This is a genomic window from Aminivibrio pyruvatiphilus, assembly GCF_004366815.1.
Taxonomy (GTDB): Bacteria; Synergistota; Synergistia; order Synergistales; family Aminobacteriaceae; genus Aminivibrio; species Aminivibrio pyruvatiphilus.
Genome location: NZ_SORI01000008.1, coordinates 32,213 through 49,480, shown reverse-complemented (window position 1 = coordinate 49,480; position 17,268 = coordinate 32,213). Strand labels below are relative to the sequence as shown.

Here is a 17,268-nt window from a genome sequence, read left to right as displayed (position 1 = left end):
TTTTCCGGCTTCGGCCTACAATTTCCCAAAGTCTTTTCGCCCCCCCGAAGGGCAAGGAGGTTCCCCCATGAAATTTGAGGAAAAATTTGTTTCCTATGAAGGCTTTACCTTTGATGATGTCCTTCTTGAACCCGGCTACAGCGAAGTTCTTCCCTCCGAGGTCTCCATCAGGACCAGGCTCGCGAAAGGCATTGCCCTCAACATTCCCCTCTGCAGCTCCGCCATGGACACAGTGACCGAATCCCGCCTGGCCATAGCCGTCGCCAGGGAAGGGGGAATAGGAATCATTCACCGGAACATGACCATCGAGAAGCAGGCCAGGGAAGTGGACGTGGTGAAGCGGTCCGAGTCCGGAGTCATCGTCGATCCCTTCTTCCTTCACCCCGACGACAGGGTGAGTGAGGCCATCGGACTGATGGAGCATTTTCATATTTCCGGTGTCCCCATCGTGGACGGCAACAAAAAACTCGTGGGTATCATCACCAACAGGGACCTTCGTTTCGTCACCGACTTCGAACAGCCCATTTCCAGGGTGATGACCAAAGAAAACCTGATCATCGCCCCGGAAGGGACCACCCTGGCGGATGCCCAGTCCATCCTCATGAAATACAAGGTGGAAAAGCTCCCCATCGTGGACGGGAACGGCACGCTGAAAGGCCTTATCACCATCAAGGATATCCAGAAAGCGAAGGATTTCCCCAGCGCGGCAAAAGACGAAGGGGGAAGGCTCCGGGTCGGCGCGGCCGTCGGCGTGGGCTCCGACCTGGCTGAAAGAGCGGCCGCCCTTGTGAAGAGCGGGGTAGACGTCATCGTCGTCGATACGGCCCACGGTCATTCGAAAAAAGTCCTCGATTCCGTCAGGCTGCTCCGGACCTCCTATCCGGATCTTGTGCTCATCGGAGGAAACATTGCCACGGCAGAGGCCGCTGAAGCTCTCATCGATGCGGGAGCCGACGCCGTCAAGGTCGGCGTCGGCCCCGGAAGTATCTGCACCACCAGGATTATCGCCGGTATCGGCGTTCCCCAGCTTGCGGCCATTTACAACGTCGCCCAGGCAGCCCACAGGAAGGGAAAGACGGTGATCGCCGACGGCGGGATCCGTTTTTCCGGCGACATCGTCAAGGCGCTCGCGGCGGGAGCCGACTCGGTCATGATCGGTTCCCTGTTTGCGGGTACCGAGGAAAGCCCGGGAGAACTGATCATTTACAGGGGCCGATCCTACAAGAGCTACAGGGGAATGGGCTCCCTCGGGGCAATGAAGGACGGCTGCAGCAAGGACAGGTATTTCCAGGAAGGGGCGGGAAATGATAAACTTGTTCCTGAAGGGATCGAGGGTCTCGCCGCCCACAAGGGAGCCCTGTCCGGAGTAGTCTTCCAGCTTGCCGGCGGTCTCCGGTCGGGAATGGGCTACGTCGGGGCGAAGGATATCCCCGATCTTCAGGAAAAGGCGCAGTTCGTACGGATTACCGCAGCCTCGGTCAAGGAGAATCACCCCCATGACGTGGTGGTGACCAAGGAAGCGCCGAACTACTGGGTTGAGTAAACCTGCGGCCGGAAAGGAGGGGTCCTTCCGTGCAGGGAGCGAAGGTTTTTGAACGGAACACCTTCCAGGACGAGTTTGCGTGGATGGGAGTGCTTGATCTTCCGGGTCTCGTCGAAGAATCTATTGCGGAGGAAACTTTTACGGCGGACGACCCCATGGATTTCGAGGCGAACCTGGACGAGTGGTGGCCGGAGTTCATCTCGGATTTTTGCCTGTAATAAAGGGAAGTTGTATTTATTCCCAATAATGTGCTATACTCCAATGTGGTGTTTCTTCGGAGAGTTTTTTTCAAAGAGTGGGTTCCCCCACTCTTTGTTTTTTAATAGGCCTGCAGGGAGAGATCAGCATGGGCGAAGACAGGGGAAAAGATAATTTCAGCGCCCTCCGGAAAATTGTGGAGGGTCTCGGTTACGAATGTGTCGGCATTACCCTCGGAAACGAAGAGAAGCGGGCAATCCTGAGGGTCTATATCGATTCTCTCGGAGGCATTCTTGTCAAGGACTGCGAGACGGTCTCCAGGTCGCTCAACCGCTTTCTGGACGAAAACGGGGAGTATATCCGCGGCCAGTTCTACCTTGAGGTGAGTTCCCCGGGGATCGAGCGGCCTCTTTTTTCGCCGGAGGATTACCGGAAGTTCAGGGGGAAGAAGATCAAGCTCAAGACCCGGCAGGAAATAAGCGGACAGAAACGGTTTACGGGCCTTCTCCTGGACGTGGGGGAGGACGGGGCGGTTCTTCTGCAGCTTGAGACCGGCAGAGGTACGGAAGAGGATGAAACGGTCCATATCCCCTTTGAAATAATTACAAAAGGCAACCTTGTATATGAGGAACAGGAAAAGCAGGACAAAAGGAGGAGTTCATAAATGCAGCTTGGGCGTGATTTCGTCCGCGCTTTGGCCCAGATCACGAAAGAGAGGGGACTGTCCCAGGAAGTTATCGCTTCCAGCCTTGAGGCGGCCCTTATCTCGGCATATAAAAAATACCAGGGCGGGAACCAGGATGTGGAGGTCCATATCGATACGGAAAACGGCGATATCTCCATCTGCGAAGTGAAGCACATCGTGGCGGATGTCGTGTCGCCGGACACGGAAATCTCCCTTGCCGATGCCCAGGCCCAGGGGTTCGTGGACGTCACCGAGGGGGATTTTATCCGCATAGAGAAAAATCCCGAGAATTTCGGCAGGATTGCTGCCCAGACGGCCAGGCAGGTCATCATCCAGAGGCTGAAGGATGCCGAGCGGCAGATCATTTTCGAGGAGTTCTCCGACCGGGTGGGGGACCTCGTTACCGGCGTCGTCTTCAAATCGGAGAACGACCAGGTGCTCATCCGCCTCAACGACCGCACTGAAGCAATCCTCCCCAGGGAAGAGCGCATCGTGAACGAAAAGTACATTCCCGGCGAAAGGCTCAAGTTTTACCTCCTTGACGTCCGTCAGACAACACGGGGACCGAGAATCGTCGTTTCCCGGACCCATCCCGGCCTGCTGCGAAAGCTTCTTGAACTCGAGGTTCCCGAGATCCAGGAAGGGGTCATCGAGATCAAGAACATCGTCCGCGAGTCCGGGGCGAGAGCCAAGGTGGCGGTCCAGACCCTCGACATGAACGTGGATCCGGTGGGAGCCTGCGTGGGGAACAACGGGGCCCGGATCAAGTCCATAAGCAAGGAGCTCTGCGGCGAAAAGGTGGACGTGATCATCTGGAACAGCGATCCCCTCCAGTATATCCGGAACTCCCTTTCGCCTGCGAAGATAGTCAGGATCGAGCCCATTCTCGAGCAGGAAAAAGCCGTCACCGTCTTTTCGCGGCCTGACCAGCTTTCCCTCGCCATCGGCAAGGCGGGGCAGAACGTGCGCCTGGCTGCGAGGCTCACGGGATGGAAGATCGACATCAATGCCCTGGAACCGGAGAGAATGCCGACACTCCACGATATTTTCCAGGACATCATAGACGACAGCGGCGCTGAATAGAGGGACGGCCATGATGCGGCGGCGGCCCAGGACCTGCGTCGGATGCAGGGAGGAATCACCCAAGAGGGAGATGCTGAGAATAGCCCGCAATGCTGCGGGAGAGGTGTCCGTTGACCCTTCCGGCAGGCTTCCGGGAAGGGGCGCCTATGTGTGCCTCAAGGAAGAATGCATTCTCAGCGCCCGGAAAAGGGATGCCCTTTCAAAAGCCCTCAGGGTGAAAGTGGACGCCGGGGTGTACGACACCCTTCTCGGAATGGCTGCCGAAGCTGAAGGCGGGGAGGAAAAAGGACAGTGAAAACCCGCAAGGAAGCCCTGCTCTCGGTTTTCGGCATGGCACGAAGAGCAAACGTCCTGCAAATTGGTCAGGATATAGTAAAATCTTCCTTGGCCCGGGGAGAAACTCTCCTGGTGCTTTTTGCAGGAGAAGGGGAATCGTCTTTCTATCGATCCCTCCAGAATGGGAGGTTTGCAGAAAAAAGCACGATCACTGTTCTGCCGGATATTTCCGGAAGCGAACTCTCTGCGGCTATCGGTTCAGGAAATGTGAAGGTTGTTGCTTTACCGTTACGCAGCGGCTTTGCACGTTCTATTTCGCAACTGCTTGCGGAAGGGGGAGACGTTAATGAGTAAAATCCGGGTATATGAACTGGCCAAACTGCTCGGGAAAAGCAATAAGGAACTGCTTGATATCCTGATCGACCTCGGGGTCGACGTAAAGAGCCACATGAGTTCCATTGACAACGATATCGCCCAGCTGGTGGAGGAGTCCCTCCGGGGAGCTTCCGGCACGGAAGGGCCTGGAAAAAAGGAAGAGGAGCGCAGCGTGATAAAAACAGATTCTTACGAGGTTTCAAAGGGATCTACCGTCAAGGCGGTTGCCCAGCTGATCGGCATCTCCCCTGCGGAAGCGGTGAAGTGCCTTATCTCCGCCGGCCTGATGGTCCCGGCGGACAGCCCGGTGGACGAAAAGAGCCTGAAGGTTCTTCAGGACGCCTATAACGTGGTTCTCACCATGGCATGCGAAGACGACGCTGAAAACGAAGGTGCCGACGGAACCTGCACCGTCATCAAGAGACCCCGGTTCCACGGGGATCACATGGAACCCAGGCCCCCCATCGTCACCGTCATGGGGCACGTCGACCACGGCAAGACAACTCTGCTCGACTTCATACGGAAGACAAACATCACCGCCCGGGAAGCCGGCGGCATCACCCAGCACATCGGAGCTTCCACCGTCATGCACGAGGGAAAGGAGATCGTCTTCCTCGACACTCCGGGGCACGAAGCCTTCACCTCCATGCGGGCCAGGGGAGCCCAGGCGACGGACATCGCCATCCTCGTGGTGGCGGCGGACGACGGTGTGATGCCCCAGACCAGGGAGGCCATCAACCACGCGAAGGCGGCGGGAGTTCCCATCATCGTCGCCATCAACAAGGTCGACAAGCCTGCCGCCAAGCCGGACAGGGTCCGCCAGCAGCTCTCCGACGTCGGTCTCGCTCCCGAGGAGTGGGGCGGAAATACCATCATGGTGGAAGTTTCGGCAAAGAGCGGCCAGGGAATGCCCCAACTCCTCGAGATGATTCTCCTCGTGGCGGAGATAGAAGAGCTGAAGGCCGACCCCACGGTGAAACCCCGGGGAGTGGTCGTCGAGGCCAAACTCGACAAGGGCAAGGGCCCCGTGGCGACCGTTCTTGTTCAGGAAGGAACCCTCTGCAAGGGCGATATCCTTCTTTTTGACTCTGCCTGCGGCAAAATCCGGGCCATGATCGACTCGGAAGGAAAAATGATCGACTGCGCCGGACCGAGCACCCCCGTGGAGATTCTCGGCCTGGCGACCGTACCTCAGCCCGGCGAGGTGTTCACTTCCGTGGAGAACGAGAGGATAGCCCGGGATGCCCTGAGCTCCAGGGAGCAGGATCTGAGAAACGCCCAGCAGGGCGGTCCCAGGAAACTCAGCCTCGAGGATCTGTATTCCCAGCTCAAGGAAGGGGACATCCCCCAGCTCAACCTCCTCCTCAAGTGCGACGTCCAGGGGTCAAGCGAAGCCCTCGCGGCATCCCTGGAGAAGATGGCCACCAACGAAGTGGGCATCAATATCGTGCACCGGGGCGTCGGCCGCATCGCCGAATCGGACGTGATGCTTGCCTCGGCTTCCAACGCTGTCATCATCGGCTTCAACGTCCGCCCCGACGCCAACGCGAAAAAAGTTGCAGAATCCGAGGGTGTCCAGGTGCGGCTTTACACTATCATCTACGACGCCATCGACGACGTGAAGGCGGCCCTCGAGGGCATGCTCAAGCCCACCATCAAGGAGAACACCATCGGCCAGGCCGAAATCCGGCAGGTCATCAAGGTTCCCAAGGCGGGAAAGATCGCGGGAAGCTACGTTCTGGAAGGCGTTATCCGCAGGAATGCAAAGGCCCGGCTCATTCGGGGCGGCATCGTCCTCTGGGACGGCTCACTGTCAAACCTCAGGCGGTTCAAGGACGACGCAAAAGAAGTGGCGGCCGGCTACGAGTGCGGGATCAGCCTGTCCAACTACCAGGATTTCGAGGAAGGAGACATTCTCGAAGCCTACGAAATCGTGGAGGAGAAGCGCCATCTCTCGTAGCGGAAGAAAAACGGCCCTGTTCTCGGGGGTGCTCTTCGTCTCTCTCGTGGTTCTTGGCAGCAGAAGCGTCAAGGACAGGCGGAGGGTGACGAAGTCACTTCTGGACAGGATTCGGGGCCGTTGGAACGTTTCCGCCATGGACCTGGGGCCCGACGGCAGCAGGTCCGACGTCTTTCTCGGTGTTTCTGCCGTTGCATCGGGCGCTTCCATGGCGCAGGAACGGCTGGAAGCGGTCTTCTCTTTTCTCTGCGGCGAGGAGGAATCCGGCGAGTTTTCCATAATTCATCACTGGCGCGAGGTAACCGGCTATGACGAGCTTTCGGATGCAAAGAATCAACAAGCAGATGCAGAGGGAGATTTCGCTCCTTCTGGAACTGCGGGTGAAGAATGAAACGGCGAAACTTGCCGTTATTACTGAAGTGGACTGTTCCCGTGACCTGGAGAATGCCAGGGTGTATTTCACCACGGTAGACCCGTCCATCCGGGACGATGTGAAAAAATCCCTGGACTCCGCGGCAGGGGCACTGCGGACCATGCTGGGCAGGCAGCTCGGCCTGAGGCTGACCCCGGCCCTTTCATTTCACGTGGACACGAGTGAGGAGTACGGCAGGGTGATGGATCGGCTGCTGGACTCCCTGAAGACCGATGAAGACGATGAACCGGAAGAAACGGGCGACGAAGAAGAGGAATATCAGGAAAGCGGGGAATGACTATGGAAGGGACAGTTCCCCTTTTCCGGAGCGAACAGACCGCAAGGATTATTTCTCTTCTTTCGGGTGCCTCCCGCTGGATTCTGCTTTCCCACACCAAGCCCGACGGCGATACACTCGGCTGCGGGAGCGCCCTGTGGTCCATGGGCCGCTCCCTGGGCAAGGATGTTGTCTGGGGAGGTCCGGATCCCGTGCCGGACAGCTACCTGTTTCTTGCGGGGACTGACGGCTTTCTGCCCGGGCTGACGCTCGGTTCCCTGTCCCTCTGCCGGGACACCGTGGTTGTGGCCCTGGACACGTCCACCGCCGCCCGTTCGGTGGCGGATCTTTCCGAAATTCCGGAGGGCGTGCCCCTGGTCAATATGGATCACCATCATGATAACGAGGGGTTTGGAACTGCCGTATGGGTGGACCCGACGTCTTCCTCCGTGGGGGAAATGTGCTGGATGCTCCTCCGGAGCTGGGGGATACCCATTCCTTTAGAGGCCGCGGAAGCCCTTTACACCGCCATTGTCACCGACTGCGGCAACTTTGCGTTCTCCTGCACCACGCCAAGGACGCACCAGGCTGCGGCAGATCTTCTGTCTCTCGGCGTCGCCCCTGAAAAGATCGACCAGCTTATTCGATGCAGCCGGACCATGGGCGGACTCCGTCTTCGCGGCAGGGCCCTCGAAAGGGTACGGTCCGTCGGATCTTTCGCTGCCGTAACCTGGATCGGGAAGACCGATTTTCTGGATACCGGCAGCAATCCTGCCGAGACGGAATTCCTGGTAAACGAGCTTCTCACCGTCAGGTCCGTCTCCTTTGCCGTTTTTTTTATCGAGGATGACGACTGCGTCAGGGCGAGCCTCCGTTCAAGGGGCGCCCTTTCCGCCTCGGAAATCGCCCACGCCTTCGGCGGCGGCGGACATCCCCAGGCGGCGGGGTGCAGACTTCCCCTGCCCGTGTCGGAAGCCGTCGCATCACTCACAGCTCTTCTGGAGGAGAAAAATGACACTCTGCGGAGTGCTTCTGCTCGATAAACCGGAGGGAATCCGCAGCACCGCCTGCGTGGCAGCACTGCGCAGGCGCCTCGGAAAAGGGGTTAAGGTCGGGCACGGAGGAACCCTGGATTCCACAGCCGAAGGACTCCTTGTCCTCCTTGTGGGAGGGGCGACCCGGACAAGCGACCTTGTCATGGGGCTTCCTAAAGTTTATGACGTCCGTTTCCGGCTGGGAGAAGAGCGGTCCACCGACGACTTTTCAGGGGACACGGTGTTCTCGGGCCCCGTCCCGCCGGATGCGGCCGGAAGGACAGCCTCCCTTCTTCCCTCCTTTCTCGGAACCCGCCTCCAGACGCCTCCGGACATTTCCGCAGTCCGGGTGAACGGGGAGAGGGCTCACAGAATCGCCCGGTCAGGTGAAAACCCGGCCATTTCGCCCAGACCGGTGCACATATCATCCATCCGCCTCACGGAGGAAGACGGGGTGGACCGCTCCTTCGCCCTCCGCCTACGCTGCAGGAAGGGAACCTACGTTCGGAGCATAGTCAGGGACATAGGCAGGGCGCTGGGATGCGGGGCGTACGTCCTCTCCCTTGTGCGGCGATCCATCGGGCGCTTCCGGCAGGACGAAGCCCTTGCCTTTGACAGGCTCGAGTCGGGAGAAGCGGATTTTTCAAGGGAGATCAGGCCCCTTTCCGAACTGGCAGTCCAGTATTACTCCTACTCCTGCCCTCCCGGGACGGACGCCGACCTTCTCGCTGGAAAGACCGTGTCCCTTTCGGACCTGGTCACGCTCTCTCCCGGAGACGGGGATCCGGGGGGCAAGGCCGCCGTCCTCGGAGAAAGGGTGTTCAGCTTCGGGAACCTGCTCCCCGGCGGCCTCTACGAACCCAGGATGAACATCCCTCTGGAGGGGAATCCATGATCCTGATCCTCGGTGCCTTCGACGGCTTTCATCTCGGCCACCGCCGTCTTCTCGAGACCGCGGCCTCCATGGCCGGGCGGCACTCCCCGGAAAATGCCGGCGGCTGGGGAGTGGTCACCTTTTCCCCCCACCCCGGAAACGTGATAAAGGGCAGGGAAATTCCGGTCCTCTTCACCGAACCGGAGCGAGATATTCTTGCCCGCTTCCTCCATATCCCAGGGACGGTGAAAATACCCTTCACCCCGAAAACAGCCCTGATGTCCCCGCCGGAATTCCTGGTCTATCTTGAAGAGCTTCTTCCTGTCACGGGCATCGTGGTGGGGAAGGATTTCCGTTTCGGCAGAAACAGGGAAGGCGATACGGCCTTCCTCCGGAAGTGGTCCCAGACGAAGGGATGGCTCTTCGAGGAAGCCGAACCTCTCTCCATTGACGGGGAGAAGGTGGGAAGCAGCTCAATACGGAGCCATGTGGCCCATGGTTCCGTCGCCCTGGCGAGGCGCCTTCTTGGATATCCCTTTTTCTTTGAAGGAACGGTGGTGCCCGGAGACGGGAGAGGGGCGAAGCTCGGCTTTCCCACGGCAAACGTTCATTATCCTCCGGAAAAGGTGATGCCGAGGAGAGGAGTATACTGCGTTTCGGTGTTTGTGGACTCCAGGTGGATGCCCGGGGCCCTCAACGTGGGCGTGAACCCCACCTTCCGGCAGGAAGACAGGGGAATACGGGCGGAGACGCATATTATCGGCTACAACGGATCTCTGTACGGCAACAAAATCGCTGTTTTCTTCGAGGAATTTCTGCGGGACGAGGAAAAGTTTGATTCGCCGGAGCAGCTTGTTTTCCGGATGAAAGAGGATGTCCGTCTGTCCGGAAGGCTTTTCAGTGAAGTTGCACAGGGACGGGCCGAGCTTTACGAACAGCTTGGAACGGCTCTTCGGGGCTGAGGCGGCCCTGGGGAACGAACACGGCCGGGTGGGGGATCCGCGGGCCGGAGAGGGAGGAAAAGACTGTGAATTTTGTCCTGAAGCGGGTGTATGAGCCCAGCGCTCCGGAAGACGGCACCAGGATCCTTGTGGACAGGCTCTGGCCACGGGGTATTTCGAAAGATGCCGCCCGGATCGACCTCTGGCTGAAGGAGATTGCCCCGAGCCCGGAACTCAGAAAGGACTTCTGCCACGACCCGGCGAAGTGGGAAACCTTCAGGAGCATGTACCTGGAAGAACTTGCGGGGAATGCAAATCCTGTGAAAATTCTCCTGGAACACGCACTGCAGGGAACGGTCACCCTCGTGTACGGGGCGAAGGATCCTGTCTACAACCATGCGAACGTGCTGATGGAGTTCCTCGGCGGGCTGGAACATCTGCGCTGACCCGGTCGGGCTGTTTTTTCCCCGCGGCTTGAATTTTTGCCGGAGGGATGGTACTATGTCCCCTGTTCACGGAAAAGGGGTATGCGGCAGGTTCTTTTTCGTGAACAGCATGAAAGCGGGCCTGTAGCTCAGAGGATAGAGCGACAGCCTCCTAAGCTGTAGGTCGGCCGTTCGAATCGGCCCAGGCTCGCCATACATTTTCCGTTCATCATGAACAGGAAACGGAGTGAAAGTCCATGAAGAAGCCCTTTTTCAAAAGGATTCTCGTGGTCTTTTTTTTATTGTTCCTTCTCTGCATCCTGACGGCTCCCTCCTATTTTCTGGAAGTTTCACGGGACAGCGGCGAAGAAGTCTTCGCCAGGGCTGTCCCCCCGGGATTTCCCTTCGTCCTCCGGTTCATACATTCGGTGGAGCAGACCCCCGTGGAAGGGGAGTACCGGGTGGTGGGCGGGCTCATCCGTCAATGGGAAGAGCGCATCCGGTCCCATAACGCCGGGCTGCCCGCCGAAGCTCCCCGGAACGGACGCTTCCTTCCGGGAAAAGAATGGATGACGCTGCAGGGCGGCAGAGCGGTATTCCCTTCAATCAGGTATAGGGTGGGAAGCAGTTTTCTCGGCAGAAATTCCCTGTTTCTGGACGGCAGGGAATTTGAGCTCTACAGGCTGTTTCCGGACAGCGTGCTGCTCTTCCGGGCGGAGACGGCGAGTATCGCCGGACGGCTTCTGTCCCGCCTTTTCTGAGTCTTTCCGCTCCCGGACCGGGATTTCCCGAAACCAGCGGGGAAAAGGATTATCCCCGGGAAGGCTTCGTGTGGGGATTTTTTCCCCGCTATGCTAAAATAGCCTCGACTTTTATGCCGTCCCCTTGGCACAAGGGGACGGTTTCGCCTATTACACAAGGGGGTAGCTGCATGAATACGGATTACAAAAACACGCTGAACCTTCCGGAAACTGATTTTCCCATGAGGGCGAATCTTGCGAAAAGAGAACCCGGTTTCCTCGAATTCTGGAAAGAACGGGACATCTTCGGAAAAATGCTGAAAAACAGGGAAGGCGCTCCTTCCTTTGTCCTTCATGACGGCCCCCCGTATGCCAACGGCCATATTCACATAGGCACCGCCTTCAACAAAATACTGAAGGATTTCATCCCCAAGTTCAAGGCCATGAAGGGGTATTATGCCCCCTACGTTCCCGGCTGGGATACCCACGGCCTTCCCATCGAGCTTCACGTTCTCAAGACGCTGAAGGTCAACAAAGATACGGTGGACCCCGTTTTCCTCAGGGAGAAGTGCACGGAATACGCTCTCCAGTTCCGGGATGTGCAGAGGGAGGAGTTCATTCGCCTGGGTGTCCTCGGTGACTGGGAGAACCCCTACATGACCCTCCATCCGCAGTACGAGGCGGCCCAGCTCGGCGCCTTCGCGGAGCTGGTGAAAAAGGGGCTCGTCTACAAGGGACAGAAACCCGTCTACTGGTGCATCGACTGCCAGACGGCCCTCGCTGCGGCGGAAATCGAGTACTGGGACGAGACGTCTCCGTCCATATTCGTCGCCTATTCCTTCCCAGGGGCCGGGGAGATTCACCCCGCCCTCTCGGGCCTGGACGTGAACGTCATCGTGTGGACCACCACGCCATGGACGCTGCCCGCGAGCATGGCGGTGGCCGTCGGCGGGGATCATGAATACTCCTTTTTCCGCTCCGGAGAAAAGGTATACCTTTTCGCAAAGGCCCTCAGGGAGAGCGTGGAAAAAGAAACCGGACTCAGCTTCGGTGAAGAAATCCTGACGGTCAGGGGCAGGGAGCTCGAAGGAAAGAAAGCGGTCCATCCCTTCTACCCCGACCGGGAAATCCTCATTCTTCTCGCTGATTACGTTCTTCTCGATACGGGAACGGGATGTGTCCACACTGCTCCCGGCCACGGCGTGGAAGACTACGAATCCGGAGTGAAATACGGCATCGAGATCTACAATCCCGTGGACGACAAGGGATATTTCAAGCAGGGAACCGGACTGGTGGACGGCCTCCAGATCAAGGACGGATCGAAAAGGATTCTGGAAATCCTGACGGAAAGCGGCAGACTTCTCGGCCACGGTTCCATTTCCCACTCCTACCCTCATTGCTGGCGGTGCAAGAAACCCGTCATCTTCCGTTCCACGGACCAGTGGTTCGTCTCAGTGTCGGATTTTCGCGCTGAAGCCCTCCGGTGCATCGAGGAGAACGTGCGCTGGATTCCGGAATGGGGCAAGGAAAGAATCTACAACATGGTCCGAGACCGGTCCGACTGGTGCATCAGCAGACAGCGTATCTGGGGCGTTCCCATCCCTGCCTTCTACTGTGACGACTGCGGAAAGCCCGTCCTCACCGAAGACCGGATTCTTGCGGTACAGAAACATGTAGAGGTAGAAGGCTGCTCCGCCTGGTGGAGCAAGACTCCCGAAGATCTCCTCGGCGATCTGTGTTTCTGCCCCCACTGCGGCGGAAAGCACCTGACCAAGGAGAAGGACATCATGGACGTGTGGTTCGATTCAGGATCGAGCCACGCCGCCGTGCTGAAGGTCAGGCCGGAGCTGAAATGGCCCGCCGACATGTACCTTGAGGGAAGCGACCAGCACCGCGGCTGGTTCCAGACGTCCCTCCTCACTTCCGTGGGAATGTACGGCAGACCTCCCTACGAACAGGTGCTTACCCACGGATTCATCGTCGACGGCGACGGCAAGAAGATGTCGAAATCCCTGGGAAACGTGGTTGCACCCCAGGAGGTCATCAACGAATACGGGGCGGATATCCTGAGGCTGTGGGTGGCTTCCACGGACTACCGGAATGACATCCGTATCTCCCAGGGGATCATAAAAAATCTGAGCGAATCCTACCGGAGAATCCGGAATACGGCCCGGTACCTCCTCGCCAACCTGAAGGGATTCGACCCGGAGCGTCACTCCGTTTCCGTGGAAAAAATGACGGAGATGGACCGGTGGATCCTGCAGAAGCTCAACGGCGTCATCGAAAGGGCGAACGAAGCATACGACGATTACGAGTTCCACGTGCCGACCTTCGCCATCCACCAGTTCTGCGTGAACGAACTCAGCTCCTTCTATCTGGATTCCAGCAAGGACAGGATGTACGCCGACGGGGCCGAATCACTGTCAAGGAGAAGCGGCCAGACAGCCATGTGGCTTGTCCTTTCGGCGATCATCAGGATGCTGGCCCCGGTCCTCAGCTTTACCGCCGAGGAAGTCTGGCAGGAGATGCGGAAGATTGATCCGAAGCTCCCCGAAAGCATTTTCCTCTCCGACTGGCCGGAAACCTTTGCGGTGACCGAAGGAAAGCAGCTTGAGGAAAAATGGGGAAAAGTTCTCTCCGTGCGAGCGGCGGTGAGCCGGGTCCTCGAGCAGGCGCGAAGCGCCGGCATCATCGGCCATTCGCTGGACGCCAGGGTAGAAGTGGAGAGGAACGGGGCCCCCGAGGCTGCCGCTCTTTTCACCGACGAAGATCTTCGGGTCTTTTCCATCGTCTCGGGCTTCCGCTGGGTCGATACGATCAGCGATATGGCCGTGGTCCGGGAAGACGAGGAGACAGGTCTCAGGATCGGAGTGGACAAGGCCGGGGGTGAAAAATGCCCCAGGTGCTGGCAGTATACCGAGGAAGGCGATGAAAACGGGCTCTGCCCGAGGTGTTCGGCGGTTCTCTCCGCCTGAGCCTGCCGGTCGTTCTTTCTTTATGATGCAGGACCGTTCTTCCCCCGCCGGCTTCTCTTCCCTCGATGATGAGGACGACGGGGGAGGACCCGAAAATTCCGGAACCGAAATGGAATTCCTTGCCGCCGGGGAGGAAGACCGGGGGGTTCGCCTTGATGTCTTTCTATCCTCCAGACTCGGGATTACAAGGACTTTCGCGAGAAAGCTCGTGGAAGAAGGAAATGTCCGCCTTCTTCCCGAAAAAAAGGCCAAGCCCGGAATGAAAATGGTTCCCGGGATACGGGCGGAAGTAACGGTGCCTCCTCCGGAAGCTCTCGATCTCGAGCCGGAGGAGGTCCCTTTCGGCGTCGTCTACGAAGACGACTGGCTTATCGTGATCGACAAGCCGAGCGGTGTGGTGGTCCATCCCGCACCGGGAAACCGGCACGGAACTCTTGTGCACGGGCTGCTTCACCGTTTCCGCAGCTTTGGTTCCTTCAACAACGTTCTCCGTCCCGGAATAGTGCACCGGCTCGACGCATCCACGTCAGGATTGCTGGTGGTCGCCAGGGAGCAGGAAATACTGGAGAACCTCCAGAACCAGTTCCGGCTGAGGGAAGTCCGGAAACTGTATCTTGCCCTTGTGCACGGCAGGGTGAAGAACGCCTCGGGGCGTATCGAGGCCCCCATCGGACGAAGCCCCTCAAACAGGCTCCGCATGGCCGTGGTTGAAGACGGAAAGCACGCGATCACCGATTTCAGAAGACTGTGGGTCCGCGACGGCTATTCCTTTCTGGAGTGCTCCATCGCAACGGGCAGAACGCACCAGATCCGGGTCCACCTGAGTTCCATGGGGCACCCCATCGTGGGGGACGTGCTCTACGGGGCCGACAAAAAAAAGGCAGCTTCCGCGGGCAGGGTTTTCCTGCACTCATGGAAGCTGTCTTTTCTTCATCCGAAGACAGGGAACCGGCTTTTCTTCAGATCCTGTCTTCCAGCTGCCTTGACCGGGCAGCTTCGGGAAATTCTTTCCACCTGTCCGGACTGACCAGGATCGTCCTCGGATGAACATAGGTCACGTGGGCGATAGCGCTTCCGGGAATGGACCGGACGTTTTTCTTTTCCGTGTAGTCCACCTGGATTTTTCCCGAATTTTTCGCCCTGCTGAACCACGCCGCCAGGGAAGCGGCTATTTCCAGTGAGGAATCCGCCGGCACCTGGTCTTTTCCCGCCGTCCTGAGGATGACGTGGGCTCCCGGTATCTCGTGGACGTGGAACCAGAGGTCGGTCGGAGCGGCGACCTTGAAGGTGACGTGCCGGTTTCCCCGGGCGTTCAGTCCGATATAAATGAGATCGCCCCCGTTTTCCAGCCGTATGTGGGGCGGGGGAGCCGACTTTTGCTTCCTGCCGCCCGCCGTTCTTTTCGGGGCGAGCCACTCCATCACGTCCCGGGCTGATACGGAGAGAAGGTCCGGATCATCGATGGATTCCAGCGCCTCCAGCTGTTCCAGGAGTTCGGTGATGCCCTCGTCGATGCCCCCGATGGCTTTTTTCACGGCTTCCCTGTCGACCTTCCCCTTCTTGTATTTTCTGAAATACCGCTCGGCGTTCCGGGAGGCAGAAAGATTTTCATCCAGGGGGACCAGTACGGGCTCTCCTGTTTCCCAGTCCTGGAGTTCAACTTCCCGGGCCCTTGGGGGAACCTGTTCTGCTGCAGCAAGAAGCAGGTTGCCCATCTTCAGGAACTCGCTTCCCCGTTCGGAGAGGCGGATCTGGTTTTCCAGACCGTCCCTGTGCCGCTTCCGGCTCCTGATTTCTTTTTCCAGGGCCTTTTTCACTCCCGAGAGGATCCGTTCCCGCTGTCCGAGAAAATAGGACGAGAGCACTTCCTCCCCGCATCGCTCAAGAATGGGACCGGCGAGCACTTCGCAGAAAGGGAGCGGTTCGGGAAAAACGGTGAGGAGAGGACCGTGCCGCTGAAGAATGAGCCCCTGCTCTTTTCCGCTCAGAAGGCGTGCCAGCATGTCGTTCCAGTACCCTACCGGGCGGCCGTCCCAGGAGCGGGTCAGGAGTCCGGAGAGCCCTTTGCCGATGCCCCTGAGTTCCCTCAGATCCTCCGGTCCCTCAAGTCCTCCCGTTTCCCCGAGGTGTTTCCCCTTCATGGGCGGCGGGGGGGTGTAGGCGACCCCGGGAATGATCATCCTGTACCTGTTCATGTCCCCGTGGATATGTTTTGCCGGTTCGAGAATGGAGCCGGTTTCGTCCAGGATGACCAGGTTGCTGTTTCGCTCCGTTCCTTCAAACACAAGACTCAGCCGTACAGGGAAGCCTGCCCCCACCAGCCGTTCCGCGCCGAAAACGAGGACACGGTCGCTGTTCAGCTGGCGCACCGACAGAATCGAGGCGTTCTGGAAGTTTCTTTTCAGCCCCTCGCCGAAGGATGACCGGGAGACCCTCGTTTTTTTCAGGGAGGAGATTCCGTCTTCTCCCACAATTCCGCAGCCGTAGCTCCCGGGATTCCACGAGAAGAGAAGCCATCGGTCCTTTCCGGAGGATAGCCGGAATGCGGCCCAGGTATCCCCTGTTTCAATTTTCCCGATCCGGCACGGGAGGACCATTTCTTCAAAGGAGCGCATCATGGCTGTAAAGAGTTCCGGTCCGAAGGACACGGTGCATCACCTATCCCGACTGTTTCGATTTGAAAGTCTTAGATTATCTCACCTTAATGCGCTTGACAAGTCGGCTTCCGCTCATTACAATAATCGCCGTTGGTCTGCCGGGGCTGTAGCGCAGAGGGAGCGCGCTTCCTTCGCACGGAAGAGGCCGGGGGTTCGAATCCCCCCAGCTCCACCAGATTTCGCTGTTGCGGTTTCGGTAAAAGTTGGTTACAATATCGGGGCGTAGCGCAGTCTGGTTAGCGCACCTGCTTTGGGAGCAGGGGGTCGAAGGTTCGAATCCTTTCGCCCCGACCAAAACGCAAAGGTGCGGGAATAGCTCAGTTGGCTAGAGCGATGGCCTTCCAAGCCGTAGGTCGCGGGTTCGAATCCCGTTTCCCGCTCCACTACTCAGGCGCCTGTAGCTCAGCCGGACAGAGCAACGGCCTTCTAAGCCGTGGGTCGCGGGTTCGAATCCTGCCGGGCGCGCCAGTGTTAGCATGGTGAGCGTAGTTCAATCGGTTAGAGCACTGGACTGTGGCTCCAGATGTTGGGGGTTCGAGTCCCCTCGCTCACCCCATTTACGAATGAGCGCCCGTAGCTCAGTGGATAGAGTCACAGACTTCGGATCTGTTGGTCGCGGGTTCGAATCCTGCCGGGCGCGCCACTATAGAAAGCACCACAATACAATATGGACTGTTAGCTCAGTTGGTAGAGCAGCTGACTCTTAATCAGCGGGTCGTGGGTTCGAGTCCCTCACAGTCCACCATTAAAGATTAACGACACGTTTTTCATAGAGAGAAGGGCCCGGATTGTATGCCGGGCCCTTCTTAAATT

17 protein-coding genes and 8 tRNA genes are annotated in these 17,268 nt (G+C 58.3%); 24 read left to right on the top strand and 1 reads right to left on the bottom strand.

Annotation, left to right across the window (positions count from 1 at the left end; translation table 11 throughout):
* The first annotated feature begins 67 nt into the window (after nt 1-67).
* The 17 genes from guaB (at nt 68) to C8D99_RS07480 (ending at nt 14,825) form a co-directional block, all read left to right on the top strand.
* Nucleotides 68-1,543: an IMP dehydrogenase gene (gene guaB / locus C8D99_RS07560; protein WP_133957529.1), complete on the top strand. Its 1,476-nt coding sequence runs from the start codon at nt 68-70 to the stop codon at nt 1,541-1,543.
* 29 nt (nt 1,544-1,572) lie between these two features.
* The gene (locus C8D99_RS07555) at nt 1,573-1,761 is read left to right on the top strand and encodes a hypothetical protein (protein WP_133957528.1); all 189 of its coding nucleotides are present in this window, start codon (nt 1,573-1,575) and stop codon (nt 1,759-1,761) included.
* Between the two features lie 128 nt (nt 1,762-1,889).
* On the top strand, nt 1,890-2,405 hold the full coding sequence (locus C8D99_RS07550) for a ribosome maturation factor RimP (RefSeq protein WP_133957527.1): 516 nt from the start codon (nt 1,890-1,892) through the stop codon (nt 2,403-2,405).
* Nucleotides 2,406-3,509, top strand: a complete 1,104-nt coding sequence (nusA, locus tag C8D99_RS07545; protein ID WP_133957526.1) for a transcription termination factor NusA — start codon at nt 2,406-2,408, stop codon at nt 3,507-3,509.
* A 10-nt stretch (nt 3,510-3,519) separates the two neighbouring features.
* The gene (gene rnpM / locus C8D99_RS07540; RefSeq protein WP_133957525.1) at nt 3,520-3,804 is read left to right on the top strand and encodes an RNase P modulator RnpM; all 285 of its coding nucleotides are present in this window, start codon (nt 3,520-3,522) and stop codon (nt 3,802-3,804) included.
* A complete protein-coding gene (locus tag C8D99_RS07535; protein WP_133957524.1) occupies nt 3,801-4,139 on the top strand; it encodes a hypothetical protein in 339 nt (112 codons plus the stop codon). The genes rnpM and C8D99_RS07535 overlap by 4 nt, the downstream gene beginning before the upstream one ends.
* Complete coding sequence (infB, locus tag C8D99_RS07530; protein WP_133957523.1) at nt 4,132-6,120, top strand: translation initiation factor IF-2; 1,989 nt, start codon at nt 4,132-4,134, stop codon at nt 6,118-6,120. The genes C8D99_RS07535 and infB overlap by 8 nt, the downstream gene beginning before the upstream one ends.
* Before the next feature lie 28 nt (nt 6,121-6,148).
* The gene (locus C8D99_RS15195; RefSeq protein ID WP_208321125.1) at nt 6,149-6,511 is read left to right on the top strand and encodes a DUF503 domain-containing protein; all 363 of its coding nucleotides are present in this window, start codon (nt 6,149-6,151) and stop codon (nt 6,509-6,511) included.
* On the top strand, nt 6,429-6,830 hold the full coding sequence (rbfA, locus tag C8D99_RS07520) for a 30S ribosome-binding factor RbfA (protein ID WP_133957521.1): 402 nt from the start codon (nt 6,429-6,431) through the stop codon (nt 6,828-6,830). The genes C8D99_RS15195 and rbfA overlap by 83 nt, the downstream gene beginning before the upstream one ends.
* Nucleotides 6,827-7,852: a DHH family phosphoesterase gene (locus tag C8D99_RS07515; protein ID WP_133957520.1), complete on the top strand. Its 1,026-nt coding sequence runs from the start codon at nt 6,827-6,829 to the stop codon at nt 7,850-7,852. The genes rbfA and C8D99_RS07515 overlap by 4 nt, the downstream gene beginning before the upstream one ends.
* Entirely contained in the window at nt 7,821-8,738 is a 918-nt protein-coding gene (gene truB, locus C8D99_RS07510) for a tRNA pseudouridine(55) synthase TruB (RefSeq protein WP_133957519.1), read from the top strand. Before C8D99_RS07515 ends, truB begins: the two co-directional genes overlap by 32 nt.
* Nucleotides 8,735-9,679: a riboflavin biosynthesis protein RibF gene (ribF, locus tag C8D99_RS07505; RefSeq protein ID WP_133957518.1), complete on the top strand. Its 945-nt coding sequence runs from the start codon at nt 8,735-8,737 to the stop codon at nt 9,677-9,679. Before truB ends, ribF begins: the two co-directional genes overlap by 4 nt.
* A gap of 65 nt (nt 9,680-9,744) precedes the next feature.
* On the top strand, nt 9,745-10,104 hold the full coding sequence (locus C8D99_RS07500) for a DUF488 domain-containing protein (RefSeq protein WP_133957517.1): 360 nt from the start codon (nt 9,745-9,747) through the stop codon (nt 10,102-10,104).
* A 117-nt stretch (nt 10,105-10,221) separates the two neighbouring features.
* A tRNA-Arg gene (locus tag C8D99_RS07495) sits at nt 10,222-10,297 on the top strand.
* 43 nt (nt 10,298-10,340) lie between these two features.
* Entirely contained in the window at nt 10,341-10,844 is a 504-nt protein-coding gene (locus C8D99_RS07490; RefSeq protein WP_133957516.1) for a DUF1850 domain-containing protein, read from the top strand.
* Nucleotides 10,845-11,014: 170 nt separating this feature from the next.
* Nucleotides 11,015-13,798 carry an isoleucine--tRNA ligase gene (ileS, locus tag C8D99_RS07485; protein ID WP_133957515.1) on the top strand — a complete coding sequence of 928 codons (2,784 nt, stop codon included), beginning with the start codon at nt 11,015-11,017 and terminating at the stop codon, nt 13,796-13,798.
* A 109-nt stretch (nt 13,799-13,907) separates the two neighbouring features.
* On the top strand, nt 13,908-14,825 hold the full coding sequence (locus C8D99_RS07480; RefSeq protein WP_133957605.1) for an RluA family pseudouridine synthase: 918 nt from the start codon (nt 13,908-13,910) through the stop codon (nt 14,823-14,825).
* Here the strand turns inward: C8D99_RS07480 and C8D99_RS07475 are convergent.
* Nucleotides 14,758-16,446 carry an Rqc2 family fibronectin-binding protein gene (locus tag C8D99_RS07475; RefSeq protein WP_133957514.1) on the bottom strand — a complete coding sequence of 563 codons (1,689 nt, stop codon included), beginning with the start codon at nt 16,444-16,446 and terminating at the stop codon, nt 14,758-14,760. The two genes, C8D99_RS07480 and C8D99_RS07475, sit on opposite strands and share 68 nt — an antisense overlap.
* Nucleotides 16,447-16,555: 109 nt before the next feature.
* Between C8D99_RS07475 and C8D99_RS07470 the strand changes: the two genes are divergently transcribed.
* The 7 genes from C8D99_RS07470 (at nt 16,556) to C8D99_RS07440 (ending at nt 17,200) form a co-directional block, all read left to right on the top strand.
* Nucleotides 16,556-16,630: transfer RNA gene (locus C8D99_RS07470), tRNA-Ala, on the top strand.
* Nucleotides 16,631-16,671: 41 nt separating this feature from the next.
* A tRNA-Pro gene (locus C8D99_RS07465) sits at nt 16,672-16,749 on the top strand.
* 12 nt (nt 16,750-16,761) lie between these two features.
* Nucleotides 16,762-16,838 (top strand) — tRNA-Gly (locus C8D99_RS07460).
* Nucleotides 16,839-16,846: 8 nt separating this feature from the next.
* A tRNA-Arg gene (locus C8D99_RS07455) sits at nt 16,847-16,923 on the top strand.
* 11 nt (nt 16,924-16,934) lie between these two features.
* A tRNA-His gene (locus C8D99_RS07450) sits at nt 16,935-17,011 on the top strand.
* Nucleotides 17,012-17,022: 11 nt separating this feature from the next.
* A tRNA-Arg gene (locus C8D99_RS07445) sits at nt 17,023-17,098 on the top strand.
* A gap of 26 nt (nt 17,099-17,124) precedes the next feature.
* Nucleotides 17,125-17,200, top strand: a tRNA-Lys gene (locus C8D99_RS07440).
* The last annotated feature ends 68 nt before the right edge of the window (nt 17,201-17,268 follow it).